Here is a 21703-nt window from a genome sequence, read left to right as displayed (position 1 = left end):
AAAATATCTATTCTTTGATGGTTAATTCAGTTCTGATATGGGTTGATTGTTTCAACGAGCCTTATCGCCATGGATATCTCCCTGCGGCATATCGAAGTGTTCCGCGCCATCATGCAGGCCGGCAGCGTCACGGGCGCGGCGCGCTTGCTGTTCACCTCGCAACCGACAGTCAGTCGCGAACTGGCACGGCTGGAGAGCCTGTCAGGGTTGAGCCTGTTCGACCGCGAGGGCGGGCGCCTGCTGCCCACGGCCCAGGCCATGCTGTTGCTGGAGGAGGTGGAGCGAGCCTATGTGGGGCTGGAGCGGATCAACAGCGTGGCCCGCTCTATCCGCCGCTTCGAGCATGGCCAATTGAGCCTGAGCTGCCTGCCGCTGTTTTCCCAGACCCTGCTGCCCCCGGTGTGCAAGCACTTCCAGGCCCTGCATCCGGGGATCGGCCTGAGCATCACTGCCCAGGAGTCACCGCTTCTGGAGGAATCCCTGACAGCCCAGCGCTACGACCTGGGCCTGACCGAGAATCAGCACCTGCCCCGGGGCACCCAGGGCGAACTGTTGTTCTGCTCCGACATGGTCTGCATCCTTGCGCACGATCATCCGCTGCTGGCCAGGCCACGGCTGGCGCTGGAGGATTTTCGCGGCCAGGACTTCATCAACCTCTCGGGGCTGGATATCTACCGGCAGACCCTGGACGAGCATTTTCGCCAGGCCGGGGTGGACCGCCGGATAGTGGTGGAAACCACCAACGCCGCTTCGGTGTGCGCCATGGTGCGGCAGAAACTCGGGGTGTCGATCATCAACCCGTTGAGCGCCATGGAAGAAGTGGGGCGTGGCTTGGCGATCCGTCCCTTGCAGCTGTCGGTGCCGTACCGGGTGATGTTGATCCGCCCGGATTACCGGCCGTCATCGAGTTTTGTCGAAGGTTTCTGCGAATCGTTGCGAGAAGAAGCGGGGCGCCTGGATGAGCAGTTGAGCAGGCTAGTGCAGGCGCTGTAACTGCAACAGCGCCTCTAGTGTGGCGAGGGAGCTTGCTCCCGCTCGGTCGCGTAGCGGCCGCAACAGCTGAATGCGCGACACGCCGGATGAGACGCGAATTCAGTGTTTGGGAAGGCTGCGCCTTCCAGCGGGAGCAAGCTCCCTCGCCACAGAGGAAACCCTAGCGCTCGATCGCCAGGGCCACGCCCTGGCCGCCACCGATGCACAGGGTCGCCAGGCCCTTGTGGGCATCGCGCTTGATCATTTCATGCAGCAGGGTCACCAGCACCCGGCAGCCCGACGCACCGATCGGGTGGCCGATGGCGATGGCGCCGCCGTTGACGTTGACCTTGCTCGCGTCCCATGCAAGCTCCTTGGCCACCGATAGCGACTGCGCGGCGAAGGCTTCGTTAGCTTCGATCAGGTCCAGTTGATCCAGGTTCCAGCCGGCCTTTTCCAGGCAGCGACGGGTGGCCGAGACCGGGCCGATGCCCATGATCGCCGGGTCGACGCCGGCGTTGGCGTAGGCGGCGATTCTGGCCAGTACCGGCAGGCCCAGGGCCCGGGCCTTGGTGGCGCTCATCAGCATCACGGCGGCGGCGCCGTCGTTCAGCGCCGAGGCGTTGCCGGCGGTGACGCTGCCGTCTTTCTTGAACGCCGGCTTGAGCTTGGCCAGGGCCTCGGCGGTGGTGCCGGGACGGGGTTGTTCGTCGGTGGCGAAGGTGACGGGCTCGCCCTTGCGCTGGGGAATCTGGATCGGGGTGATCTCGTCGACAAAGCGCCCGGCCTCGATGGCGGCTGCGGCTTTCTGCTGGGAAGCGGCGGCGAAGGCGTCCTGGGCTTCACGAGTGATGCCGTACTTGTCCACCAGGTTCTCGGCGGTGATGCCCATGTGGTAGTCGTTGAAGGCATCCCACAGGCCGTCGCTGATCATGGAGTCGATCATCTGGCTGTGGCCCATGCGCAGGCCGGTGCGGGCGCCGGGGAGCACGTAGTTGGCCAGGCTCATGTTTTCCTGGCCGCCGGCGATGATCACCTCGGCGTCGCCGCAGCGGATGGCCTGGGCGCCCAGGTGCAGGGCCTTGAGGCCCGAGCCGCAGACTTTGTTCAGGGTCATGGCGGGCACGGCGTGGGGCAGGCCGGCCTTGATCGCGGCCTGGCGGGCGGGGTTCTGTCCGGCGCCGGCGGTGAGCACCTGGCCCATGATCACTTCGTCGACCTGGGCCGGGTCGATGCCGGTCTGGGCCAGCAGCTGGCGGATGACGGCGGCGCCCAGGTCGACGGCGGGAATGGCCGCGAGCGAGCCCTGGAACGTACCCACGGCGGTGCGGGTGGCGGCAACGATGACGACGTCTTGCATGGTGGGGCTCCTCAGGCGAACTGCATTTCAGGGACGTGGTCCGGCACGATCAGCTTGCCGGCGGTCTTGCTGACGATTTCCTCGACGCTGACCCCGGGGGCGCGTTCCTTGAGGATGAAGGCGCCGTTCTCGATCTCCAGGTAGGCCAGGTCCGTGAGCACGCGCTTGATGCACTGCGCGCCGGTCAGCGGCAGGCTGCAGCGGCTCAGCAGCTTGGACTCACCGTCCTTGGAGGCGTGGGTCATGGTGACGATGATGTTGTCGGCACCGGCTACCAGGTCCATGGCGCCGCCCATGCCCTTGACCAGCTTGCCGGGGATCATCCAGGAGGCGATGTTGCCCTGCACGTCCACCTCGAAGGCGCCGAGCACGGTGAGGTCGATATGGCCGCCGCGAATCATCGCGAAGGATTCGGCGGAGGAGAAGATCGAGGCGCCGATGCGTGCGGTCACGGTCTGTTTGCCGGCGTTGATCATGTCGGCGTCGACTTCGTCCTCGGTGGGGAAGGCGCCCATGCCCAGGAGGCCGTTTTCCGATTGCAGCATGACTTCCATGCCGTCGGGGATGTAGTTGGCCACCAGGGTCGGGATACCGATGCCCAGGTTGACGTAGAAGCCGTCCTGCAGTTCACGGGCGACGCGCTGAGCCATTTGTTCGCGGGTAAGAGCCATGTTTGTTGTCCTTTTAGTCGGGCTGGGGAAGGGCGATCACTTGCGCACGGTGCGCTGTTCGATGCGCTTCTCGAAGGTGCCGCAGATAACCCGGTCGACGTAGATGCCAGGGGTGTGGATCTGCGTCGGGTCCAGCTCGCCCGGCTCGACGATTTCTTCCACTTCGACCACGGTGATCTTGCCGGCGGTGGCCGCCAGGGGGTTGAAGTTCTGCGCGGTGTGGCGATAGACCACGTTGCCGAAGTGGTCGGCCTTCCAGCCCTTGACGATGGCGAAGTCGCCGGTGATGGATTCTTCCATCAGGTAGGTGCGGCCGTGGAAATCGCGGGTTTCCTTGCCATCGGCCACCGGGGTGCCGACGCCCGTGGCGGTGAAGAAGGCCGGGATACCGGCGCCGCCGGCACGCATTTTTTCCGCCAGGGTGCCCTGGGGCGTCAGCACCACTTCGATCTCGCCGCTGAGCAGTTGCTTCTCGAACAAGGCGTTCTCGCCCACGTAGGAGGCGACCACCTTGCTGATCTGGCGGTCTTCCAGGAGCACGCCCAGGCCGAAACCGTCGACGCCGCAGTTGTTGGAGACCACGGTCAGGTCGCGGGTGCCCCGGCGCTTGATCTCGGCGATCAGGTTCTCGGGAATGCCGCACAGGCCGAAGCCTCCGGCGATTACGGTCATGCCGTCCTGCAGACCTTCCAGGGCTTCCTCGTAGGACGCCACGCGCTTATCGAAACCTGCCATATGCACCATCCTCTTTCTTGTTCGTTGGCGGCTGGCCAGCCGTTGGTGGAATCAGTGTTGCGTTGCACGATTGATTTGTTAAGTTGATTTTTAAGGTTGATTGATTGGAAAAACAGCATAATGAGCTCCAAGCTCCAAGCTCCAAGCTCCAAGCTCCAAGCTTGCGGCTTATAGCTTGCCGCTGCTCTCCCGAGGATGACAGATGACAGTCAAACAGATACGCGCGTTCCTGGCGGTGGCCCACAGCATGAGTTTTGCGTTGGCCTGTGAGCGCCTGCATCTTTCGCAGTCGGCGCTGAGCTTGACGATCAAGGCCCTGGAAGAGGGCCTGGGCGGGCGCCTGTTCACGCGCAATACGCGCAACGTGGCCCTGACGCCTGAAGGCGAGGCCCTGCTGCCCCTGGCCCGGCGCCTGATCGCTGACTGGGACAATGCCGAGGATGAATTGCGCCAGCGCTTCACCCTGCAACGCGGGCGGGTGACCCTGGCGGCCATGCCGTCCTTTGCCGGCAACCTGCTGCCGCCGATCCTCAAGCAGTTTCGCGCCCGGTATCCGCAGGTCAATGTCACGGTCAACGACGTGATCAACGAACAGGTGCTGGAGATGGTCCGCGACCGCGAGGTGGAGCTGGGGGTGGCCTTCGAGCCCCAGGACAGCACCTCCCTGGTGTTCACCGCGCTGTACATCGACCGTTTTGTCGCGGTGGTACCCAAGGAGTCGCCCCTGGCCCAGTGCAGCGAGATCGACTGGCAAGCGCTGTTGCAGCAGCCCTTCATCACCCTGCAGCGCCCGTCCACGGTGCGGGTCATGCTCGAGGAGCACCTGCGGGCCCGGGGCGTGCAACTGCCGGTGGAGTTCGAGAGCCATCAGCTGGCGACCGTGGGACGCATGGTCGCCAGCGGCCTTGGGGTCAGTGCGGTGCCGGCCTTGTGCGCGGGGCAGATGCGCGAACTGGGTGGGCATTGCATCACCCTTGGCGAGCCGGTGGTGGAGCGCGCCATTGGTGTGCTGACCAAGCCGGGCGATGAGCTGTCCACGGCGGCCCAGGCGCTGTTCGACATCTTGCGCGAAGCCGATCTGGGCGCGCGGCTGCCCGTTTGACTCATCCTTGCAGGCGCTCGGCCAGCCATGGCAGGACGTGGTCGCAGGGCTGCTCCAGCTTGAGGTCCAGCAGTTCGTCGGCGCGGGTCTTGCCGAAGTTGACGGCCAGCAGCGGCTTGCCTTGCTCGGCCACCGCCCGGCACAGGCGAAACGCCGAATAGGCCATCAGTGACGACCCCACCACCAGCAGGCCCGCGGCCTCGTGCACGGCGGCCATGGCCCGGGCGGCGTTGACCGCGGCCACATTCTCGCCAAAGAACACCACGTCGGGTTTCAAGCGCTGGCCATTGCAGTAGGGGCAGCGGGGCACCTGGAAGCGTTCTTCGAAGGCCGGGTCCAGCAGGGTGTCGCCGTCCGGCGCCTGCACCGCATCGACGCCGGCCAGGTACGGGTTGTGCGCCTCCAGCTGCTGCTGGATGGCTTCGCGCTGGCTGCGCTGCTCACAATCCAGGCACACGACGCGCTGCAGGCTGCCGTGGAGCTCGATGACTTCCAGGCTGCCGGCCTCGTCATGCAGGGCATCGACGTTCTGGGTGATCACCCCGGCGATCTTTCCTGCCGCCTGCAACTGCGCCAGGGCCTGGTGCGCGGCATTCGGCCGGGCCTGGCGGATGCGCGGCCAGCCGAGCATGGCCCGGGCCCAGTAGCGCCGACGGGCTTCGGGCTGGCCGAGGAACTCCTGGTACATCATCGGCTGGCGGCCACGGCGCACGCCCTCGCTGTCGCGGTAGTCGGGGATTCCCGAAGGGGTGCTGATGCCCGCACCGGTGAGGACCATGAAAGGCCGGGTGGCCATGGCGGCGGCGAGTTGTTCCAGGGGTGGGGCAGTGGGGTCGATCATCGGCAGTGCTCGTTTGCGGTGGCGGGGCGGCTTACCAGACATAGCCGTAAAAGCCGAAGCGTGCCAGTGCTCAGCGCCTTGGGCCGAAGACCGATTTGGGCGACTTGCCATAGAACCGGGTAAAGGCCGCGCTGAAATTGCCGGGAAAACGGTAGCCCACCCGATACGCTGCCTGGGCCACCTGGCAACCGCTTTCCAGCAGACGGTGGGCGTGGCCCATGCGGATCTCCAGGAGCATGCGCTGGGGGGTGGTGTTGTAGTGTTCGCGCAGGCCCTGCTTGAGCTTGAACTCGTTGAGGCCGACGGCGATGCACAGGTAGGCCACGGTGAGCGGCTGGTGCATCTGTTCGAACATGATGTCCCGCACGCGCTGCAACCGCTGGATGTCGGCGTTGCTCAGGCGCCCCATAGCCGCGGGCGCGGGGGCCAGGGCCTGCAGTTGCAGGGACAGCAGGCTCAGGGCATGGACATGCCGCTCCAGTTTTCCCGAATGCTCCCCGCAGGCCGGGCGCAGCAGGGCATTGGCGTGGCTGGCACTGGCTAGGCAGGTCGGCTGCCGGGCCAGTTGGCGCAGGGAACCCTGGCCCAGCAATTGCCAGGTCCGGTCCGGCCCCAGGTATCGGTCGAGCAGGCGCTCGCCCACCAGCAGGCGCAGTTGCGAGACGGGGTGCGTCGCCTCGTAGCGGCGCTCACCCTGGCTGGCCTGGAAGCTGGTCACGGTGGTGTGGCCGGCCTCGAACACCAGGGTCGAGCCGTCGCTGGCGCGGTAGCCGGAGCGGCCTTGCAGGCCCAGGGTAATGACCAGCAAGCGGCCTTCATGGCTGCTCCGGGCTTCTTCCACCAGGGGCCGGTCGGGACGATAGCGCGAGCGCACCAGGGTCAGGTCCTGATCCAGGCACAGGGTATCGACATGGCAGTCGCCCAGGATGGGTGGCAGTTGCTGGCGCAACCAGCCGCCCGGCAACTGGCTGAGCTGGCGCGGCTGGCTGGCGGTCAGCCGGTACGCTTGGGAGCGCTTGGGAGAGGCGGCCATGTTCGGGCTCCTGGGCAGGGTGGCTGCGTTTCGCATGGGAATGGATCCGGATGCCATGCGAACGCACATGATAAGCATTCTTTCCTGCAAGTAACCTGTTGCCCGGGCCAGGAGGATCACCGTCGCCCGACGGCGTACCTGTTGCCGAGGGGGCACCATGAATCAACAGCACGTCAACGGCAGCCGCGCGCGGCGTTTCTGGCTGCGCACGGTGCTGGTCAGCGCCATGGCCCTGCCGATGCTGATCTTCTACGCCATCGGCACCCTGGGGCCGCTGCTGATCAGTGACCTGGCCGTGGCGCCGCATGGGCTGGGGTGGCTGGTGATGAGTGCCTTTGGCCTGGCCGCGTTGCTGTCGTTGTGGGCAGGTCCGTTGGTGAACGCGCTGGGCAGTCGGCGCGCCCTGGCCCTGCTGTTCTGGGCGACCCTGGCGGGCTACGGCCTGCTGCTGTGCCTGCCGGGTGTTGCCGGGGTGATACTGGCCCTGGCGGTGTGCGGGGTGGCCCAGGCGCTGGCCAACCCGGTCACCAACCTGCTGGTGCTGGAGTGTGTCGAGCCGGCCAGCAAACCGGCGGTGGTCGGTCTCAAGCAGTCAGGGGTGCAGTTGTCCGCGTTGTTCAGCGGCCTGTTGCTGCCGCCCCTGGCTGCCGCCCTAGGTTGGCGCGGTGCGCTGGCCACCCTGCTGGTGCCGGCCCTGGCCTTGGCGCTGTGGGGGCCGCGAGTGGCACCCACAGCGACCCCGTGCAAGGCCTTGAGCCTGCGGATCGCCCGGCCGAACTCGCGCCTGGCGCTGCTATTGAGCGTGCAACTGTGCGTGGGCCTGGTGCTTTCGGCCTTCGTGACCTTCCTCGGGGTTTTCGCCGTTCGCCAGGGCGTTTCCAGCGTGCAGACCGGGGCCATGGTCGCAGGCTTCGGTGCCATGGGCATGGTTGCCCGTACCCTGTTGACCCCCCTGGGAGCGCGGCTGCGGGAGGAAGCCTGGCTGCTGTGCGGTTTGCTGGTGCTGGCCAGCCTGGCCCTGGGGGTGACCGCCCAGGCCACGCCCGAGGCCCACTGGCCCCTGTGGTTCGGCGCGCTGGGCATGGGCCTGACGGCGGTGGCGTGCAATGCCATCGCCATGAGCATGCTGCTGCGAGACCCGGCGTTCGGCAGCCCTGCACCGGCTTCGGGTCTGCTGTCGGCGGGTTTTTTCCTGGGGTTCGCCCTGGGGCCGCTGCTGTTCGGCCTGCTTGAGCAGGCACAGGGTGGCTTCGCCAGTGCCTGGCTGTCGTTGATCGCTGTGCTGCTGTTGGGCGCGGGGTTCAGCCTGCGGTTGGGCTGGGTTCGCCGGCGCGCAGCCAGGGGTTGCGGTATGCCGGCCAGAGTGGATTGAGCAGAAGGGGACGCTGTGCCCAACCTGAAGCGGTACTTCAGGTTGGGCAGGGGCTGTCAGCTGGAATGTTCGCTGTCGTCGTCCAGGGGCATTTCCACCGGGTTGTCGTCCTGGCCCGGCAGCTCGGTGATCACGCTGAAGTCGCTGACTTCCACCGCACCCAGGCCGTAGCCCAGCAGGTGGAAGGAGAACGCCTTGCGGGTCTGCGGGTTGTCGAAGCTGAAATCCATCTGCAGGGGTTGGTCCGGGGTCACCAGCATTTCTGCCGGCAGGCCCAGGGGCACGTCCTGCTCCAGTTCCTTGCCCTTGAGCAGGATGTAGGCGTTCTGCTGCGGATCGGCGGAGCGCACGGTGAAGCGCACCCGGGTCTGCGAGCCCTTGGGCATCTCCAGGTACTGGGCGCCGATCAGGTTGTCGGCCCAGTCATCCTTGATCTGCGCTTGCAGCGGGATGATCGCCGGGCTGCCGAACTGGTAGTGCTGGTTCAGCGGTGATTGCAGCAGGCTGCGGTCCAGGTTCGCTGCCCGGGCGCTGACCAGCCGCGCCCGCTGGCCGCCGTACTGGCCCTGGAAGCTGGCGCTGTCGGCAATGAAGCCCTGGCTGGCGTAGTTGCGGCAGCGCTGCTGGAAATCGCACTCGGTGAAGGTGCCCTGGCCATCGTGGTAGCGCAGCTTGCCGTTGGTGTAGGACATGATTTCCCGGCCCTGGGCATAGTCGCGCAACAGCGAGCGGCCGCTGAGGCTGGCGGGCACCGGCAGGCCGAAGTAGTCCAGTATCGAGGCGCTGAGATCGACATGGCCGTAGGTGCCGGACTTGAGGTGGGGCAGCAGCGCCTGGTCCGGGGCCAGCATCAGGTTGAAGCCCCAGGACGAGGCCAGGCGCACACCGTCGATGCCATGGGATTCGTCGGAAGTGATGATCACCAGGGTGTCCTTGAGCACGCCCTTGCGCTCCAGGCCGTCGAGGAACTGGCCGATGGCGTCGTCCAGGTAGCCGACCGCCGCTTGCTTGGGCGTGTCGTAGCGCTCCAGGTAGTCCTCGGGGGCCGAGTAGGGCTGGTGGGTGCCGACGGTGAGCAGGGTGAGCATCCAGGGCTTCTTGCTCTTTTTCAGCTGGTCGACGTAGCCCAGGGCGCCCTCGAAGAACGCCTTGTCATCCTTGCCCCAGGGGAATTCCAAGTAGTTGTCGTTCTTGAACCATTCCAGGCCATGGGTCGAATCGAAGCCGATGTGCGGCATGATCTTGTCTTTGGCCATGAAGCGCAGGCCGGCGCCTTGCAGGTAATGCGTGGCGAAGCCGAACTTGTGCATCTGCGCTGGCAGGCAGGCCTTGTTGCGCTGGTTCTGGGTCAGCATCTCGACGCCCTTGGGGGTGCCGTTGTCCAGCTTGTCGTAGTCGCCACAGAGCATGGCGTACAGGCCGCGAATGGTCTGGTGGCTGTGCAGCACGTAGTCGGGGGTGTTCATGCCGCGTTCGGCCCAGGCGCTGAGCTTGGGCATCAGGTCTTCCTGGTAGTGGCTGTTCAGGGCTTCGCGGTTGGTCTTGATATAGGCGCCGGGAATGCCCTCCAGGGCAATCACCAGCACGTTGCGGGCGCGACCGGCGCTGGGCAGCAACGGTTGGCCCTCGAGGTCCAGGCGGGTGAGGCCGGCCATCTGCGGCGGCACGTCGACGGTATCGCCGTCGAGCCAGTCTTCCATGCGGATCTGCGCCTGGCCCATGGCGGTGGCCAGTGCCTGGTGGGGCAGGTTGAACAGCTGCCACTGATCGGCTTCGCTGGGCTTGAGGTACTGGGCGCCGCCATGGGCCAGCAACAGCACCACCGGCAAGCTCCAGGCATGGCGTGGCAGGGCCGGCAGCGACAGGCCCCGGCTGCTGCGCTGCACCACCAGCCACAGCACCAGCCCCAGCAGCAGGACCACGCCCAGTTCGGGGTGGGTCAGGCCGCCGCCGGTGGAGTTGCCGACGAATTGCGGGTCCACCAGGTAATGCAGGTCAGCGAGGTTGGGCATGCGACCCACGGCGCTCACCAGTTCGGCACTGACCTGGGTCAGCAGGCCCCATACCAGCAGCACCGGCAAGGCCAGCCACCAGGGGCGGCGGTACAGCAGCACGGTCAGCAGGCTGGCGCTGGCCAGGTCCGAGAGGTAGCCCAGCGGATTGGACCAGCCCAGGGCCAGGCGAGCGCCCATCGGCACCAGCAACAGCAGGCCGAACAGGGTGCAGAGAGGGGCAAGGGGGTGTTGGAGGCAACGACGGATCAACTTCACAAATAACCTGCCTGTCATCAAATCTTCACGCAAATGTGCGCAATGGTAACAAGACCCGACGGCATGTCATTTCATAAATTGGCAACGCGAGGGTGGCCCGGGGCTGGCCACGAGGCGCTCCGTTGCCTGGCCGTGGGGCTTTGCAGCCCTGGTCCGGGCACTTGGGACACATGCAGGGAATGGTGAGAGGGGCGAGATTTACTATTTCAGAGTGTTAAAAAGTGTGTTCAGTGAAGCGCGCTAGCGACCCGCGAGACCGGGAGGCCCGCCCGCCAGGCAGCAATTCGCACCCGGGAGCCGGTGGTCCGGCTCCCGGGGGGATCATTCGCCGCGGATGTACTGCTCCAGCTGGCGAATCAGGTCGGCCTGCTCGGCAATCGCTTCCTTGACCAGGTCACCGATGGACAGCAGTCCCAGCAACTGGCCGTTCTCGACCACCGGCAGGTGGCGCAGGTGGCTGTCGGTCATGATGCTCATGCAGGTCTCGACGTTCTGGTGCGAGTCCACGGTGATCACCGGCGAGCTCATGATGGCGCTCACCGGGGTGCCCACTGAAGAGCGCCCGTGCAACACCAGCTTGCGCGCATAGTCGCGCTCGCTGATGACCCCGACGACCACGCCGTTCTCCACGACCGGCAGAGCACCGACGTTTTTCTCGGCCATCACCATCAGCGCTTCCAGCACCATCTGGTGCGGGGCGATGGTGTGCACCTGCTGGTTGTGCTTGGCCTTGAGTTTCAGCAGTTCTGCGACGCTCTTCATTGGGGCGCTCCGGTTGTTCTGCGTGGGCGGCGCCGGCCGCCCTGGGTGGGTTTCTACAGAATCGTAGAGACTGGGCTGGCCGGCAAGGCTGAAAACGGCAGATAAACGGCGAAAAACGTCACCCTGGCGATTTTTTTGGCCCGGGCCCGGTAAAAGGGGCCCCCGGCATCAGGTGAAGCGCTGCAGGGAGAAACTGTCCAGATCCAATGTGCTGCTGCCATCCACGTGCTGTTGGGCCAGGGCTTCGCCAATCGCTGCCGAATGCTTGAAACCATGGCCGGAGCAGGCGCTGACCACGGTGACATTGGCCAGGTGCGGGTGGCGGTCGATGATGAAGCCCGAGTCCGGGGTCACGGTGTAGGCGCAGACGCTGGCCTTCACCAGCTCCGGCGCCAGGCCGGCGATATGCGGCGCTACCAGGTCGCGGAACAGGCGCTGGGCGTCGGCGCTGCTGGGCTGGCGGTCGAGGCTGTCGGGCTGGCTGCTGGTGCTGTACTGCTCGGTGGCGATCTTCACGCTGCCCTCGCCGGGAATCGGCGGGAAGCCGTAGCAGGCGTCCACTTCGTCGGCGCTGTGGAGGATGAAGCTCGGGGAGCGGACCGGGTAGAGGTCGGGCTGATCCAGGCGGAACCAGTACAACTGCTGGCGGCACACTTGCAGCAGCGAATCGAAGGGCGCACCCAGCAGTTGCGCCGACCACATGCCGGCGCTGACGATGACCTGCCGGGCAAGCAGTCGCGAGCCGTCGCTGACGATGTGCACTCCGTCGTCCTGGGGTTCGAGCTCCAGCACCGTCTGGCCGGTGATCAGGGTCGCCCCCAATTGTCGAGCCCGGGTCAGTTGCGCGTCGATGCAGCGCTCCGGGCGGACAAAGCCACCGCCGGGCTCGAAGTAGCCCCGGGCGCTGTCGTCCAGCGGTGTGAACTGCGGGAAGCGCCGACGGATCTCGGCAGCCTCCAGCACCTCGTGCTCGATGCCGTAGCGCCGGGCCAGCTCGATGCTGTTATCGGTGAAATCCCGGGCATCCGCCGGGCGCTGCGGGTCGGTGCTGGCGGTCATCACCAGCACCCCGCACTGCTCGAACAGCTGTACGTCGAGCTCGGCCTCCAGCTCCCGCCAGATCTGCTGCGAGCGGATCGCCAAAGGCACATAGGCGGCGCCTTCGCCCACCGCCTGGCGGGTGATACGGGTATCGCCGTGGCTGGAGCCCTGGTCGTGGGGCGGGGCGAAGCGGTCGATGCCCGCCACCTTCACCCCACGCTTGGCCAGTTGGTAGAGGGTAGCGGCGCCCATGGCGCCCAGGCCTACGACGACAACATCGAAATCGGCTGTGTGCACGGCAAGATCCTTGGGCTGGTAGGCTCAGTGTTGATTGATGGTGGCCAGGGTCATGGGCGCGATGATCCGGTGGAAGGGGGCCACCGGCAGCATGTACAGGCGCCCCAGGCGGTTGTGCGGGTGGACCACGGTGGACAGCACTACCGGGCGCCGGCCCTGGGCGTCCAGCGCCAGGCGATTGAGCGACAGGTGCACGTCCAGGTGCTTGTCGCGGTCCACCACCAGCACCTCGTCGGGATTCTGCGAGATCAGGGTGAAGATGCCGATCCGGTCGCCGGGCTGGTACGCCTCGTCGGGACGGGACAGGTCGATGCGGGTCAGGCGGCCCAGGTCCTTGAGCCCGAACAGCTGCACCACGCGATTGCGCAGGCCCATCATGCGGTCGATCCAGGCCGGGGTCTGGCTCATCAGGCACAGCAGGTGGCGCATGGCGCTGCGCTCGGGGTCCTCGGCCAGGACCAGGCGGCAATCGATGAAGCTCGCCCCGGCGGCCAGGTTGGCAATGCTGGACTGGCTGGGCAGTGGACAAGGCTGGACGGCGGTCTGCATCGATACGGTTCCCTGTAGTAAATGGCGGCCCCCATGGGGCATGACGAAAAATACCATTGTGCTGTAGCCGCTGCCGAGCTTGCGAGGCTGCGACAAGGCCCGCAGGGCCTTCAGGCGGACGCTGCGCGCCCGTGCGCAGCCTGCGGCAGCGGCTATACGAAGCGAGGCTCCACTGCACCCACCAGCGAATCCATAGCCCAACAAACTCTGCGGCAGGGGGTGGCAGGCGCCATGAAAAAAGGCGCCCGCAGGCGCCAAGGATTCACCCCAACCGAGGGAGCCGGGTGAAGCCGTTCGCAGGATTGTCGCGGTGGTAAGGCGCGACAGGAACGGAAGACGGGAGTGGCGCCGGTGCCGGACACGGGCACCGGAACATCACTTGCCCAGCTTGATCCGGGTCCAGCCACGGTTCATCACGCGCTGGATCGGGATCGGCTGGTCGGGTATCGCGTACAGGGTGGCCAGCACTGCCTGGGGCGGATAGGACGCCGGGTCGTTGCGGATTGCCTCGTCCACCAGCGGCGTGGCCGCCGAGTTGGCATTGCTGTAGCCCAGGCTGTTGGTGACCTCGGCGATGATGTCCGCACGCATCAGGAAGTTCATGAACAGGTAGGCGTTGTCGACGTTGGTGGCATCCTTGGGGATGGCCATCATGTCGTAGAAGCTGCCGGCGCCTTCCTTGGGAATGCTGAACGCGACCTTCTCCTGGTTGCCCGCTTCTTCGGCGCGCGCGCGAGCCTGCAGCACGTCGCCGGAGTAACCCACGGCCACGCAGATGTTGCCGTTGGCCAGGTCCGAGATGTACTTGGAGGAGTGGAAGTAGGTCACCCATGGGCGAATCTTCATGAACAGCGCCTCGGCCTCGAGGATCTGCGCCTTGTCCTTGCTGGCCGCCGGATACCCCAGGTAGTGCAGGGCGGCCGGGAGCATCTCGGTCGGCGAGTCGAGGAAGCTGATGCCACAGGCCTTGAGCTTCTCGGCATTCTCCGGCTTGAACAGCAGGTCCCAGGAGTTGATGGGCGCGTCGCTGCCCAGGGCTGCCTTGACCTTGTCCGGGTTGTAGCCGATGCCGATCGAGCCCCACATGTAGGGGAAGGCATGGGCGTTGCCGGGGTCGCTGGCGGAGGCGTTCTTGAGCAGCACCGGGTTGAGGTTCTGCCAGTTGGGCAGCTTGGACTTGTCCAGTTCCTGATAGACCCCGGCCTTGATCTGCTTGGCCAGGAAGCTGTTGGACGGCACCACGATGTCGTAACCCGACTTGCCGGTCAGTAGGCGTGCTTCCAGGGTCTCGTTGCTGTCGAAGACGTCGTAGGTCACGTGGATGCCGGTCTCGGCCTCGAACTTCTTCAGGGTGTCCGGGGCGATGTAGTCCGACCAGTTGTAGACGCGCAGCACCTTGTCGCTGGCTTGAGCGCCGGCCACCAGGGTCCCCGTCAAGGACAGTGCCAGCAGCGTTTTGGCGGACAGTATCCGGCCAGGCATTTTCATCACGACAACTCCATTCTTATTGTCAAAACGGCCGCCGCAGCGGCCTTGTCACGCAACGGCTCAAACCGTCGCCGGCTTCCGGGTCGTCTGTGGCCTGGCGGCCGGTGGCTGCCAGGATTCATTGGCCGTGAATTCCATGGCCTCCTGGATCGCCCGCTTGCGTGCGGCCTCGGCGCGCCGGCTGAAGTACCAGACCAGGAACGTCACCAGCGACACCGCCAGCAGGATCAGGCTGGCCACCGCGTTGATCTCCGGCTTGACCCCCAGGCGCACCGCCGAGAACACCTCCATCGGCAAGGTGGTCGAACCCGGGCCGGAGACGAAGCTGGCCAGCACCAGGTCGTCCAGCGACAGGGCGAACGACATCATGCCGCCCGCCGCCAGGGACGGGGCGATCATCGGGATGGTAATCAGGAAGAACACCTTGAATGGCCGCGCTCCGAGGTCCATGGCCGCCTCTTCGATGGACAGGTCCAGCTCACGCAGGCGCGCGGAGACTACCACGGCAACATACGCGGCGCAGAATGTCGTGTGGGCAATCCAGATGGTGACGATTCCGCGTTCCATGGGCCAGCCGATCAACTGCGCCATGGCCACGAACAGCAGCAGCAAGGACAGGCCGGTGATCACTTCGGGCATCACCAGCGGCGCGGTGACCAGGCCGCCGAACAAGGTACGGCCCTTGAAGCGCGTGACCCGGGTCAGCACGAAGGCCGCCAGGGTGCCCAGGGCCACCGCGGCGATGGCGGTGTAGCAGGCGATCTCCAGGGAGCGCAGCACCGAGCCCATCAGTTGGCTGTTGTCCAGCAGCCCGACATACCAGCTGATCGACCAGCCGCCCCAGACCGTCACCAGCCGCGAGGCGTTGAACGAGTAGATCACCAGGATCAGCATCGGCAGGTAGATGAACAGCAGGCCCAGCACCAGCATCAGTTTGGAAAATTCGAAGCGCTTCATGCCCGTGCCTCCATTTCTTTGGCCTGGCTGCGGTTGAACAGCAGGATCGGCACGATCAGGATCGCCAGCATCACCACCGCCAGGGCCGAGGCTACCGGCCAGTCGCGGTTGTTGAAGAATTCCTGCCATAGCACGCGGCCGATCATCAGGGTTTCCGGACCGCCCAGCAGTTCCGGGATCACGAACTCGCCCACCACCGGGATGAACACCAGCATCGCGCCTGCGATGATGCCGTTCTTGGCCAGGGGCACGGTGATTTTCCAGAAGTTGTTGAAGTTGCTCGAGCCCAGGTCCGACGCGGCCTCCAACAAGCTCTGGTCATGCTTGACCAGGTTGGCGTACAGCGGCAGCACCATGAACGGCAGGTAGGCGTAGACCACGCCGATGTACACCGCGAGGTTGGTGTTGAGGATTTCCAGCGGCTGGCTGATCAACCCGATCCACATCAGGAAGCTGTTGAGCAGGCCGTTGTTGCTGAGGATGCCCATCCAGGCATAGACGCGGATCAGGATCGCGGTCCAGGTCGGCATCATGATCAGCAGCACCAGCACGTTCTGGGTTTCCTTGCGGGCCCGGGAAATGGCATAGGCCATGGGAAACCCCACCGCCAGGCACAGCAGGGTGCTGATCAGCGCCACCTTCAGCGAACCCAGGTACGCCGAGAGGTACAGCTCGTCGCCGGCGAGCATGGCGTAGTTGCCCAGGTTCAGCAGCAGTTGGAATTTCTGCTCGGCGTAAGCGTAGATCTCGGTGTAGGGCGGGATCGCCAGGGCGGCTTCCGAGAAGCTGATCTTCATCACCATGAAGAACGGCAGCATGAAGAACAGGAACAGCCAGAGGAAGGGAATGCCGATCACCAGCTTGCGACCGCTGGGCAGCAGGCGGAGGCGTTTGCGATTGGGGGTCATGGTCGAGGTCCTCATGCGCGCAGTACCACGCCGCTGTCGTCTTCCCACCAGACGTAGACTTCGTCATCCCAGGTCGGCCGGGCGCCACGGCGTTCGGCGTTGGCCATGAACGACTGGACGATCTTGCCGCCTGGCAGCTCGACGTAGAACACCGAGTGGCCGCCCAGGTAGGCGATGTCGTGGACCTTGCCCCTGGACCAGTTGTAGCGCGACTCCGGCTGGAGGGTGGTCACCAGGAGTTTTTCCGGGCGGATGGCGTAGGTCACCGACTTGTCCTGCACCGAGGTGCTGACCCCGTGGCCGACGTAGATCTGCTGCTCAAGGTCCGGGCAGTCGATGATGGCGTAGCCTTCCAGGTCTTCGGTGACAGTGCCGTCGAAGGCGTTGACGTTGCCGATGAATTCACACACCAGGCGGCTCACCGGCGCCTCGTAGATATCGATCGGGCTGCCGGTCTGGGCGATCCAGCCCAAGTGCATGATGGCGATGCGCTGGGCCATGGTCATGGCCTCTTCCTGGTCGTGGGTCACCATCACGCAGGTCACGCCTACGCGCTCGATGATCTCCACCAGTTCAAGCTGCATCTGTGAGCGCAGCTTCTTGTCCAGGGCGCCCATCGGTTCGTCCAGCAACAGCAGCTTGGGCCGCTTGGCCAGGGAGCGGGCCAGGGCCACGCGCTGGCGCTGGCCGCCGGAGAGCTGGTGCGGCTTGCGCCTGGCGTACTGGGTCATGTGCACCAGCTTGAGCATTTCCTCGACCCGGGCGTCGATCTCGCTGGCCGCCAGGCGGTCCTGCTTGAGGCCGAAGGCGATGTTCTGGGCCACGGTCATGTGCGGGAACAGGGCATAGGACTGGAACATCATGTTGATCGGCCGCTCGTAGGGCGGCATGTCGGTGATGTCCGCGCCATCCAGCAGGATGCGTCCCTCGGTGGGCCGCTCGAAACCGGCGAGCATGCGCAGCAGGGTGGATTTACCGGAGCCGGAGCCGCCCAGCAGGGCAAAGATCTCGCCCTGGTGGATCTCCAGGGACACATCGTCCACGGCTACGGTTTCATCGAACTTCTTGGTCACGCGGTCGATCTTGACCAGGACCTTCTGCGGGCTCGGGGTGCCTTCGAGGGCCTTCCGGTAAGTGCTGGAGGCGTTTGCCATGTGAAACTCCCAACAGGTGTCAGCAGCCTGGCCAATGCGGCCCGGCCTAAAGGTTGATTGCCAGCCCGAGGGGACGGGCTGATTCGGCGCCGCCTCCCTGGCGGCCTGACGCTATTTGTTGTTGTGGTCTTGCCGTTTGTTGCTCACGCCGCAGGTTGCTCGCGCACAGGTGCACGCGCCGTGGGGCAGGGCGTGTGATGCAGGTGGAGGTGACCAGGGCCGCGCCTGCGGCCCGGGGTCGGGATTCAGCGGCGTTGTGTCGCGCGTTGCCGGCAGGCGTCGCCAAAGGCCTGGAAGATCCGCAGGTAGGCCGGGTTCGACAGCACCTGCCATTCCGGGTGCCACTGCACGCCGAAGGCGAAGGCCTTGCTGTGTTCCACCGACACCGCCTCGACCAGGCCGTCCGGCGCCACGGCCTCGACCCGCAGTCCCTTGGCCAGGCGGTCGATGCCCTGGCTGTGGATCGAGTTGACCTGGATCTCGCCGCCCAGGCCCATGGCCTCGAACAGGCCGCCAGGCTGGATCGCTACCGGGTGCGCGGGGGCGTACTGCACTTCGATGCGCGGGTCGTCGGCCTCGCGGTGATCGAGAAAGCCCGGCAGTTCATGGACCTTCTGGTGCAGGCTGCCGCCGAAGGCCACGTTCATTTCCTGGAAGCCGCGGCAGATGCCGAGCACCGGTACGCCAGCGGCAATCGCCGCGCGCAGCAGGGGCAGGGTAGTGGCATCGCGTTGCGGATCATGGGCGGTACCCGGTTCGCTGGGTGTGCCCTGATAGTGGAAGGGTTCGACATTGGACGGCGAACCGGTAAACAGCAGCCCGTCCATGTTGTGCAGCAGATCGTCGATATCGAGCAGGTCCGCCAGGGAGGGAATGATCAGGGGCAGGCCCTGGGCCGCGACACTGACAGCACGCAGGTACTTGTCGCCGCTGACATGGTAGGGGTGCAGGCCGATCTCTTTGACGCACGCAGTTACGCCGATCAATGGCTTGGATGCCATTTTTATCACCTCGAAATTCACGCTGGAACGAGTTTTTCCAGAGCTTATCCTCGTTGATTTTAATTGACAACTTTCATGTAAAAAATTCTAAACGCATTTCATCTGAAAGCCTTGAGTTGCTTAGATGCTGGGGCTTATTTGTTTTATGTGGGGCAAAATAATTAACGGATCGACGCCGCGCAGGGCTATTGACTTCGGTTTTTCTTTCGGATTGACTGCGAGTGCGTCACGGTAGTGAACATAATAATTAACACAATAGGTGCATCATGTCGGTCCCCCCGCGTGCCATTCAACTCAATGAAGCCAATGCCTTCCTGAAAAAACACCCCGAGGTTCTCTACGTCGATCTGCTGATTGCAGACATGAACGGTGTGGTGCGCGGCAAGCGCATCGAGCGCACCGCCCTGCACAAGGTCTACGAGAAAGGCATCAACCTGCCAGCCTCGCTGTTTGCCCTGGATATCAACGGCTCCACGGTGGAAAGCACCGGCCTGGGCCTGGACATCGGCGATGCCGACCGCATCTGCTACCCGATCCCCGGCACCCTGTGCGTCGAGCCCTGGCAGAAGCGCCCCACCGCGCAACTGCTGATGACCATGCACGAGATCGAAGGCCAGCCGTTCTTCGCCGACCCCCGTGAAGTGCTGCGCCAGGTGGTGAGCAAGTTCGACGAACTGGGGCTGACCATCTGCGCCGCCTTCGAGCTGGAGTTCTACCTGATCGACCAGGACAACGTGAACGGTCGCCCGCAGTCGCCCCGTTCGCCGATTTCCGGCAAGCGTCCGCACTCCACCCAGGTCTACCTGATCGACGACCTGGACGAATACGTCGACTGCCTGCAGGACATCCTTGAAGGTGCGAAAGAGCAGGACATTCCCGCCGACGCCATCGTCAAGGAAAGTGCCCCGGCGCAGTTCGAAGTCAACCTGCATCACGTGTCCGACCCGATCAAGGCCTGCGACTATGCGGTGCTGCTCAAGCGCCTGGTGAAGAACATCGCCTACGACCATGAAATGGACACCACCTTCATGGCCAAGCCCTACCCGGGCCAGGCGGGCAATGGCCTGCACGTGCACATCTCGATCCTCGACAAGCAAGGCAACAACATCTTCGCCAGCGAAGACCCAGAGACCAACGAAGCCCTGCGCCACGCCATTGGCGGCGTGCTGGACACCCTGCCGCAGCAGATGGCGTTCCTGTGCCCCAACGTCAACTCGTACCGCCGTTTCGGCGCGCAGTTCTATGTGCCGAACTCGCCGAGCTGGGGGATCGACAACCGCACCGTGGCCGTGCGCGTACCCACCGGTTCGGCCGATGCGGTGCGGATCGAGCATCGGGTGGCCGGCGCCGACGCCAACCCTTACCTGCTGATGGCTTCGGTGCTGGCGGGTATTCACCATGGTCTGACCAACAAGATCGATCCGGGAGCGCCAGTTGAAGGCAACTCCTACGAGCAGAACGAGCAAAGCCTGCCCACCAACCTGCGCGACGCCCTGCGCGTACTGGACGACAGCGAAGTGATGGCCAAGTACATCGACCCGCTGTACATCGACGTGTTCGTGGCCTGCAAGGAAAGCGAGCTGGCGGAGTTCGAGAACTCCATCTCCGACCTGGAATACAACTGGTATCTGCACACGGTCTGATGACCGTGTCGCCTCCTGTGTTGAGTATTTGCCATGACTAGATCCCGCAGTGACTGGGAGCAGCACTTCCAGTCCCTCTGCCTCGAAGGCCGTGCCTTTATCGACGGCCAGTACTGCGCTGCTGAAAGTGGCGCCACCTTTGAGTGCCTGAGCCCGGTGGACGGGCGCTTTCTGGTCAATGTCGCCAGCACCGATCAGGCCGATGCCGATCGTGCGGTGGCGGTGGCGCGCCAGGCGTTCAACAGTGGCGTCTGGTCGGGCAAGGCCCCGGCCGAGCGCAAGCGCATCCTGATGCGCTTCGCCGAACTGATCCTCGAGCACCAGGACGAACTGGCGCTCCTGGAAACCCTGGACATGGGCAAGCCCATCAGCGATTCCCTGGCCATCGATATTCCTGCTACCGCCAATGCGATCCGCTGGAACGCCGAAGCCATCGACAAGCTCTACGACGAAGTGGCGGCCACGCCCCACGACCAGTTGGGCCTGGTGACCCGGGAGCCATCGGGTGTGGTGGCGGCCATCGTGCCGTGGAATTTCCCGCTGATCATGGCCAGCTGGAAGTTTGCCCCGGCGCTGGCGGTGGGCAACTCGTTCATTCTCAAGCCGTCGGAAAAGTCGCCGCTGACGGCGATCCGCATTGCCCAGCTGGCCCTGGAGGCCGGCATTCCCAGGGGCGTGTTCAACGTCCTGCCGGGTTACGGCCATACCGTGGGCAAGGCCCTGGCCCTGCACATGGATGTGGACGTGCTGGCCTTCACCGGCTCCACCGCCGTGGGCAAGCAATTGCTGGTGTATGCCGGCCAAAGCAACCTGAAGCGGGTGTGGCTGGAGGCCGGTGGCAAGAGCCCCAACGTGGTGTTCGCCGACGCCCCGGACCTGCGCGCGGCGGCTGAAGCGGCGGCCGCGGCCATTGCCTTCAACCAGGGCGAAGTCTGCACCGCCGGCTCGCGCCTGCTGGTGCAGCGTTCGATCCGCGAGCAGTTCATCCCGTTGTTGGTGGAGGCTCTCCAGGGCTGGAAACCGGGCCATGCCCTCGACCCCGCAACCCGGGTCGGCGCGGTGGTGGACCAGCGCCAGTTGGACAACGTGCTGCGCTATATCGAGATCGGCAAGGAGCAGGGCGGCCAACTGCTGGCCGGCGGCACCCGCGTCCTGGAAAGCAGCGGCGGCCTGTATGTCGAGCCGACGATCTTCGATGGCGTGACTAGCGCCATGACCATCGCCCGGGAAGAGATCTTCGGCCCGGTGCTGTCACTCATCAGTTTCGATACCGAAGAAGAAGCGCTGCAGATCGCCAACGACAGCATCTTTGGCCTGGCCGCTGCCGTCTGGACCGCCAATCTCAGCCGCGCCCACCGCTTCGCCCGTGGCCTGCGGGCCGGCAGCGTGTGGGTCAACCAGTACGACGGCGGCGACATGACCGCGCCGTTTGGCGGCTTCAAGCAGTCCGGCAATGGCCGCGACAAGTCGTTGCACGCCTTCGACAAATACACCGAGCTCAAGGCAACCTGGATCAAGCTCTAACTCTTATAACAACGGTGGGGTGG

Annotated in this window: 19 protein-coding genes; 5 read left to right on the top strand and 14 right to left on the bottom strand. The window is 65.0% G+C overall.

All coding sequences use genetic code 11. The annotated features are described in order from the left end of the window. Positions 1-69 precede the first annotated feature (69 nt). A complete protein-coding gene (locus LGQ10_RS08125; RefSeq protein WP_058433627.1) occupies positions 70-993 on the top strand; it encodes a LysR family transcriptional regulator in 924 nt (307 codons plus the stop codon). Between the two features lie 160 nt (positions 994-1153). On the opposite strand, the gene LGQ10_RS08120 is transcribed toward LGQ10_RS08125, so the two are convergent. Genes LGQ10_RS08120 through LGQ10_RS08110 form a run of 3 tightly spaced genes read right to left on the bottom strand, consistent with a single transcriptional unit; the run spans position 1154 to position 3738 of the window. After that, entirely contained in the window at positions 1154-2332 is a 1179-nt protein-coding gene (locus LGQ10_RS08120; protein ID WP_226525242.1) for an acetyl-CoA C-acetyltransferase, read from the bottom strand. 11 nt (positions 2333-2343) lie between these two features. Further along, positions 2344-3003 (bottom strand): CoA transferase subunit B, encoded by a 660-nt coding sequence (locus tag LGQ10_RS08115; RefSeq protein ID WP_226525241.1) that lies wholly within the window; start codon positions 3001-3003, stop codon positions 2344-2346. Between the two features lie 36 nt (positions 3004-3039). Further along, positions 3040-3738, bottom strand: coding sequence for a CoA transferase subunit A (locus tag LGQ10_RS08110; RefSeq protein ID WP_058434827.1), 699 nt, complete (start codon positions 3736-3738; stop codon positions 3040-3042). A gap of 202 nt (positions 3739-3940) precedes the next feature. On the opposite strand from LGQ10_RS08110, the gene LGQ10_RS08105 reads away from it, so the two are divergent. After that, positions 3941-4840, top strand: coding sequence for a LysR family transcriptional regulator (locus tag LGQ10_RS08105; protein WP_226525240.1), 900 nt, complete (start codon positions 3941-3943; stop codon positions 4838-4840). Between the two features lies 1 nt (position 4841). Here LGQ10_RS08105 and LGQ10_RS08100 read toward each other — a convergent pair whose 3' ends face one another. After that, entirely contained in the window at positions 4842-5681 is an 840-nt protein-coding gene (locus tag LGQ10_RS08100; protein ID WP_226525239.1) for an NAD-dependent protein deacetylase, read from the bottom strand. Between the two features lie 70 nt (positions 5682-5751). Then, positions 5752-6714 (bottom strand): helix-turn-helix transcriptional regulator, encoded by a 963-nt coding sequence (locus tag LGQ10_RS08095; protein ID WP_226525238.1) that lies wholly within the window; start codon positions 6712-6714, stop codon positions 5752-5754. A 157-nt stretch (positions 6715-6871) separates the two neighbouring features. On the opposite strand from LGQ10_RS08095, the gene LGQ10_RS08090 reads away from it, so the two are divergent. Further along, positions 6872-8086, top strand: a complete 1215-nt coding sequence (locus LGQ10_RS08090; RefSeq protein ID WP_226525237.1) for an MFS transporter — start codon at positions 6872-6874, stop codon at positions 8084-8086. A 56-nt stretch (positions 8087-8142) separates the two neighbouring features. On the opposite strand, the gene LGQ10_RS08085 is transcribed toward LGQ10_RS08090, so the two are convergent. From LGQ10_RS08085 to LGQ10_RS08045, 9 genes are all read right to left on the bottom strand, one after another. Continuing rightward, complete coding sequence (locus LGQ10_RS08085) at positions 8143-10374, bottom strand: LTA synthase family protein (RefSeq protein ID WP_226525236.1); 2232 nt, start codon at positions 10372-10374, stop codon at positions 8143-8145. A 303-nt stretch (positions 10375-10677) separates the two neighbouring features. After that, entirely contained in the window at positions 10678-11118 is a 441-nt protein-coding gene (locus LGQ10_RS08080; protein ID WP_058434820.1) for a CBS domain-containing protein, read from the bottom strand. Positions 11119-11286: 168 nt separating this feature from the next. Continuing rightward, positions 11287-12456: an N-methyl-L-tryptophan oxidase gene (solA, locus tag LGQ10_RS08075; RefSeq protein ID WP_226525235.1), complete on the bottom strand. Its 1170-nt coding sequence runs from the start codon at positions 12454-12456 to the stop codon at positions 11287-11289. A gap of 24 nt (positions 12457-12480) precedes the next feature. Continuing rightward, positions 12481-13005, bottom strand: coding sequence for a DUF2867 domain-containing protein (locus LGQ10_RS08070; RefSeq protein WP_226525234.1), 525 nt, complete (start codon positions 13003-13005; stop codon positions 12481-12483). A gap of 375 nt (positions 13006-13380) precedes the next feature. Then, positions 13381-14493: a polyamine ABC transporter substrate-binding protein gene (locus LGQ10_RS08065; protein WP_058434823.1), complete on the bottom strand. Its 1113-nt coding sequence runs from the start codon at positions 14491-14493 to the stop codon at positions 13381-13383. A 60-nt stretch (positions 14494-14553) separates the two neighbouring features. Then, on the bottom strand, positions 14554-15450 hold the full coding sequence (locus LGQ10_RS08060) for an ABC transporter permease subunit (RefSeq protein ID WP_226525233.1): 897 nt from the start codon (positions 15448-15450) through the stop codon (positions 14554-14556). Continuing rightward, complete coding sequence (locus LGQ10_RS08055) at positions 15447-16328, bottom strand: ABC transporter permease subunit (protein WP_226526114.1); 882 nt, start codon at positions 16326-16328, stop codon at positions 15447-15449. Before LGQ10_RS08055 ends, LGQ10_RS08060 begins: the two co-directional genes overlap by 4 nt. A gap of 41 nt (positions 16329-16369) precedes the next feature. Next, positions 16370-17512 carry a polyamine ABC transporter ATP-binding protein gene (gene potA / locus LGQ10_RS08050; protein WP_226525232.1) on the bottom strand — a complete coding sequence of 381 codons (1143 nt, stop codon included), beginning with the start codon at positions 17510-17512 and terminating at the stop codon, positions 16370-16372. Between the two features lie 245 nt (positions 17513-17757). After that, positions 17758-18513, bottom strand: a complete 756-nt coding sequence (locus tag LGQ10_RS08045) for a gamma-glutamyl-gamma-aminobutyrate hydrolase family protein (RefSeq protein WP_226525231.1) — start codon at positions 18511-18513, stop codon at positions 17758-17760. A gap of 266 nt (positions 18514-18779) precedes the next feature. Between LGQ10_RS08045 and LGQ10_RS08040 the strand changes: the two genes are divergently transcribed. Further along, positions 18780-20156, top strand: coding sequence for a glutamine synthetase family protein (locus LGQ10_RS08040; protein WP_226525230.1), 1377 nt, complete (start codon positions 18780-18782; stop codon positions 20154-20156). A gap of 33 nt (positions 20157-20189) precedes the next feature. Next, entirely contained in the window at positions 20190-21680 is a 1491-nt protein-coding gene (locus tag LGQ10_RS08035) for an aldehyde dehydrogenase (protein ID WP_226525229.1), read from the top strand. Positions 21681-21703: the final 23 nt, after the last annotated feature.

Source organism: Pseudomonas sp. L5B5 (assembly GCF_020520285.1).
In the GTDB taxonomy this organism is placed as follows: Bacteria; Pseudomonadota; Gammaproteobacteria; order Pseudomonadales; family Pseudomonadaceae; genus Aquipseudomonas.
Note: the sequence above shows the minus strand (reverse complement) of the source record. Positions and strands in the feature narration are given on the sequence as shown.

Coding starts and splice junctions, on each gene's coding strand:
- LGQ10_RS08125 (WP_058433627.1), top strand. CDS start 70: ATGGATATCTCCCTGCGGCATATCGAAGTGTTCCGCGCCATCATGCAG.
- LGQ10_RS08120 (WP_226525242.1), bottom strand. CDS start 2,332: ATGCAAGACGTCGTCATCGTTGCCGCCACCCGCACCGCCGTGGGTACG.
- LGQ10_RS08115 (WP_226525241.1), bottom strand. CDS start 3,003: ATGGCTCTTACCCGCGAACAAATGGCTCAGCGCGTCGCCCGTGAACTG.
- LGQ10_RS08110 (WP_058434827.1), bottom strand. CDS start 3,738: ATGGCAGGTTTCGATAAGCGCGTGGCGTCCTACGAGGAAGCCCTGGAA.
- LGQ10_RS08105 (WP_226525240.1), top strand. CDS start 3,941: ATGACAGTCAAACAGATACGCGCGTTCCTGGCGGTGGCCCACAGCATG.
- LGQ10_RS08100 (WP_226525239.1), bottom strand. CDS start 5,681: ATGATCGACCCCACTGCCCCACCCCTGGAACAACTCGCCGCCGCCATG.
- LGQ10_RS08095 (WP_226525238.1), bottom strand. CDS start 6,714: ATGGCCGCCTCTCCCAAGCGCTCCCAAGCGTACCGGCTGACCGCCAGC.
- LGQ10_RS08090 (WP_226525237.1), top strand. CDS start 6,872: ATGAATCAACAGCACGTCAACGGCAGCCGCGCGCGGCGTTTCTGGCTG.
- LGQ10_RS08085 (WP_226525236.1), bottom strand. CDS start 10,374: ATGACAGGCAGGTTATTTGTGAAGTTGATCCGTCGTTGCCTCCAACAC.
- LGQ10_RS08080 (WP_058434820.1), bottom strand. CDS start 11,118: ATGAAGAGCGTCGCAGAACTGCTGAAACTCAAGGCCAAGCACAACCAG.
- LGQ10_RS08070 (WP_226525234.1), bottom strand. CDS start 13,005: ATGCAGACCGCCGTCCAGCCTTGTCCACTGCCCAGCCAGTCCAGCATT.
- LGQ10_RS08065 (WP_058434823.1), bottom strand. CDS start 14,493: ATGAAAATGCCTGGCCGGATACTGTCCGCCAAAACGCTGCTGGCACTG.
- LGQ10_RS08060 (WP_226525233.1), bottom strand. CDS start 15,450: ATGAAGCGCTTCGAATTTTCCAAACTGATGCTGGTGCTGGGCCTGCTG.
- potA (WP_226525232.1), bottom strand. CDS start 17,512: ATGGCAAACGCCTCCAGCACTTACCGGAAGGCCCTCGAAGGCACCCCG.
- LGQ10_RS08045 (WP_226525231.1), bottom strand. CDS start 18,513: ATGGCATCCAAGCCATTGATCGGCGTAACTGCGTGCGTCAAAGAGATC.
- LGQ10_RS08040 (WP_226525230.1), top strand. CDS start 18,780: ATGTCGGTCCCCCCGCGTGCCATTCAACTCAATGAAGCCAATGCCTTC.
- LGQ10_RS08035 (WP_226525229.1), top strand. CDS start 20,190: ATGACTAGATCCCGCAGTGACTGGGAGCAGCACTTCCAGTCCCTCTGC.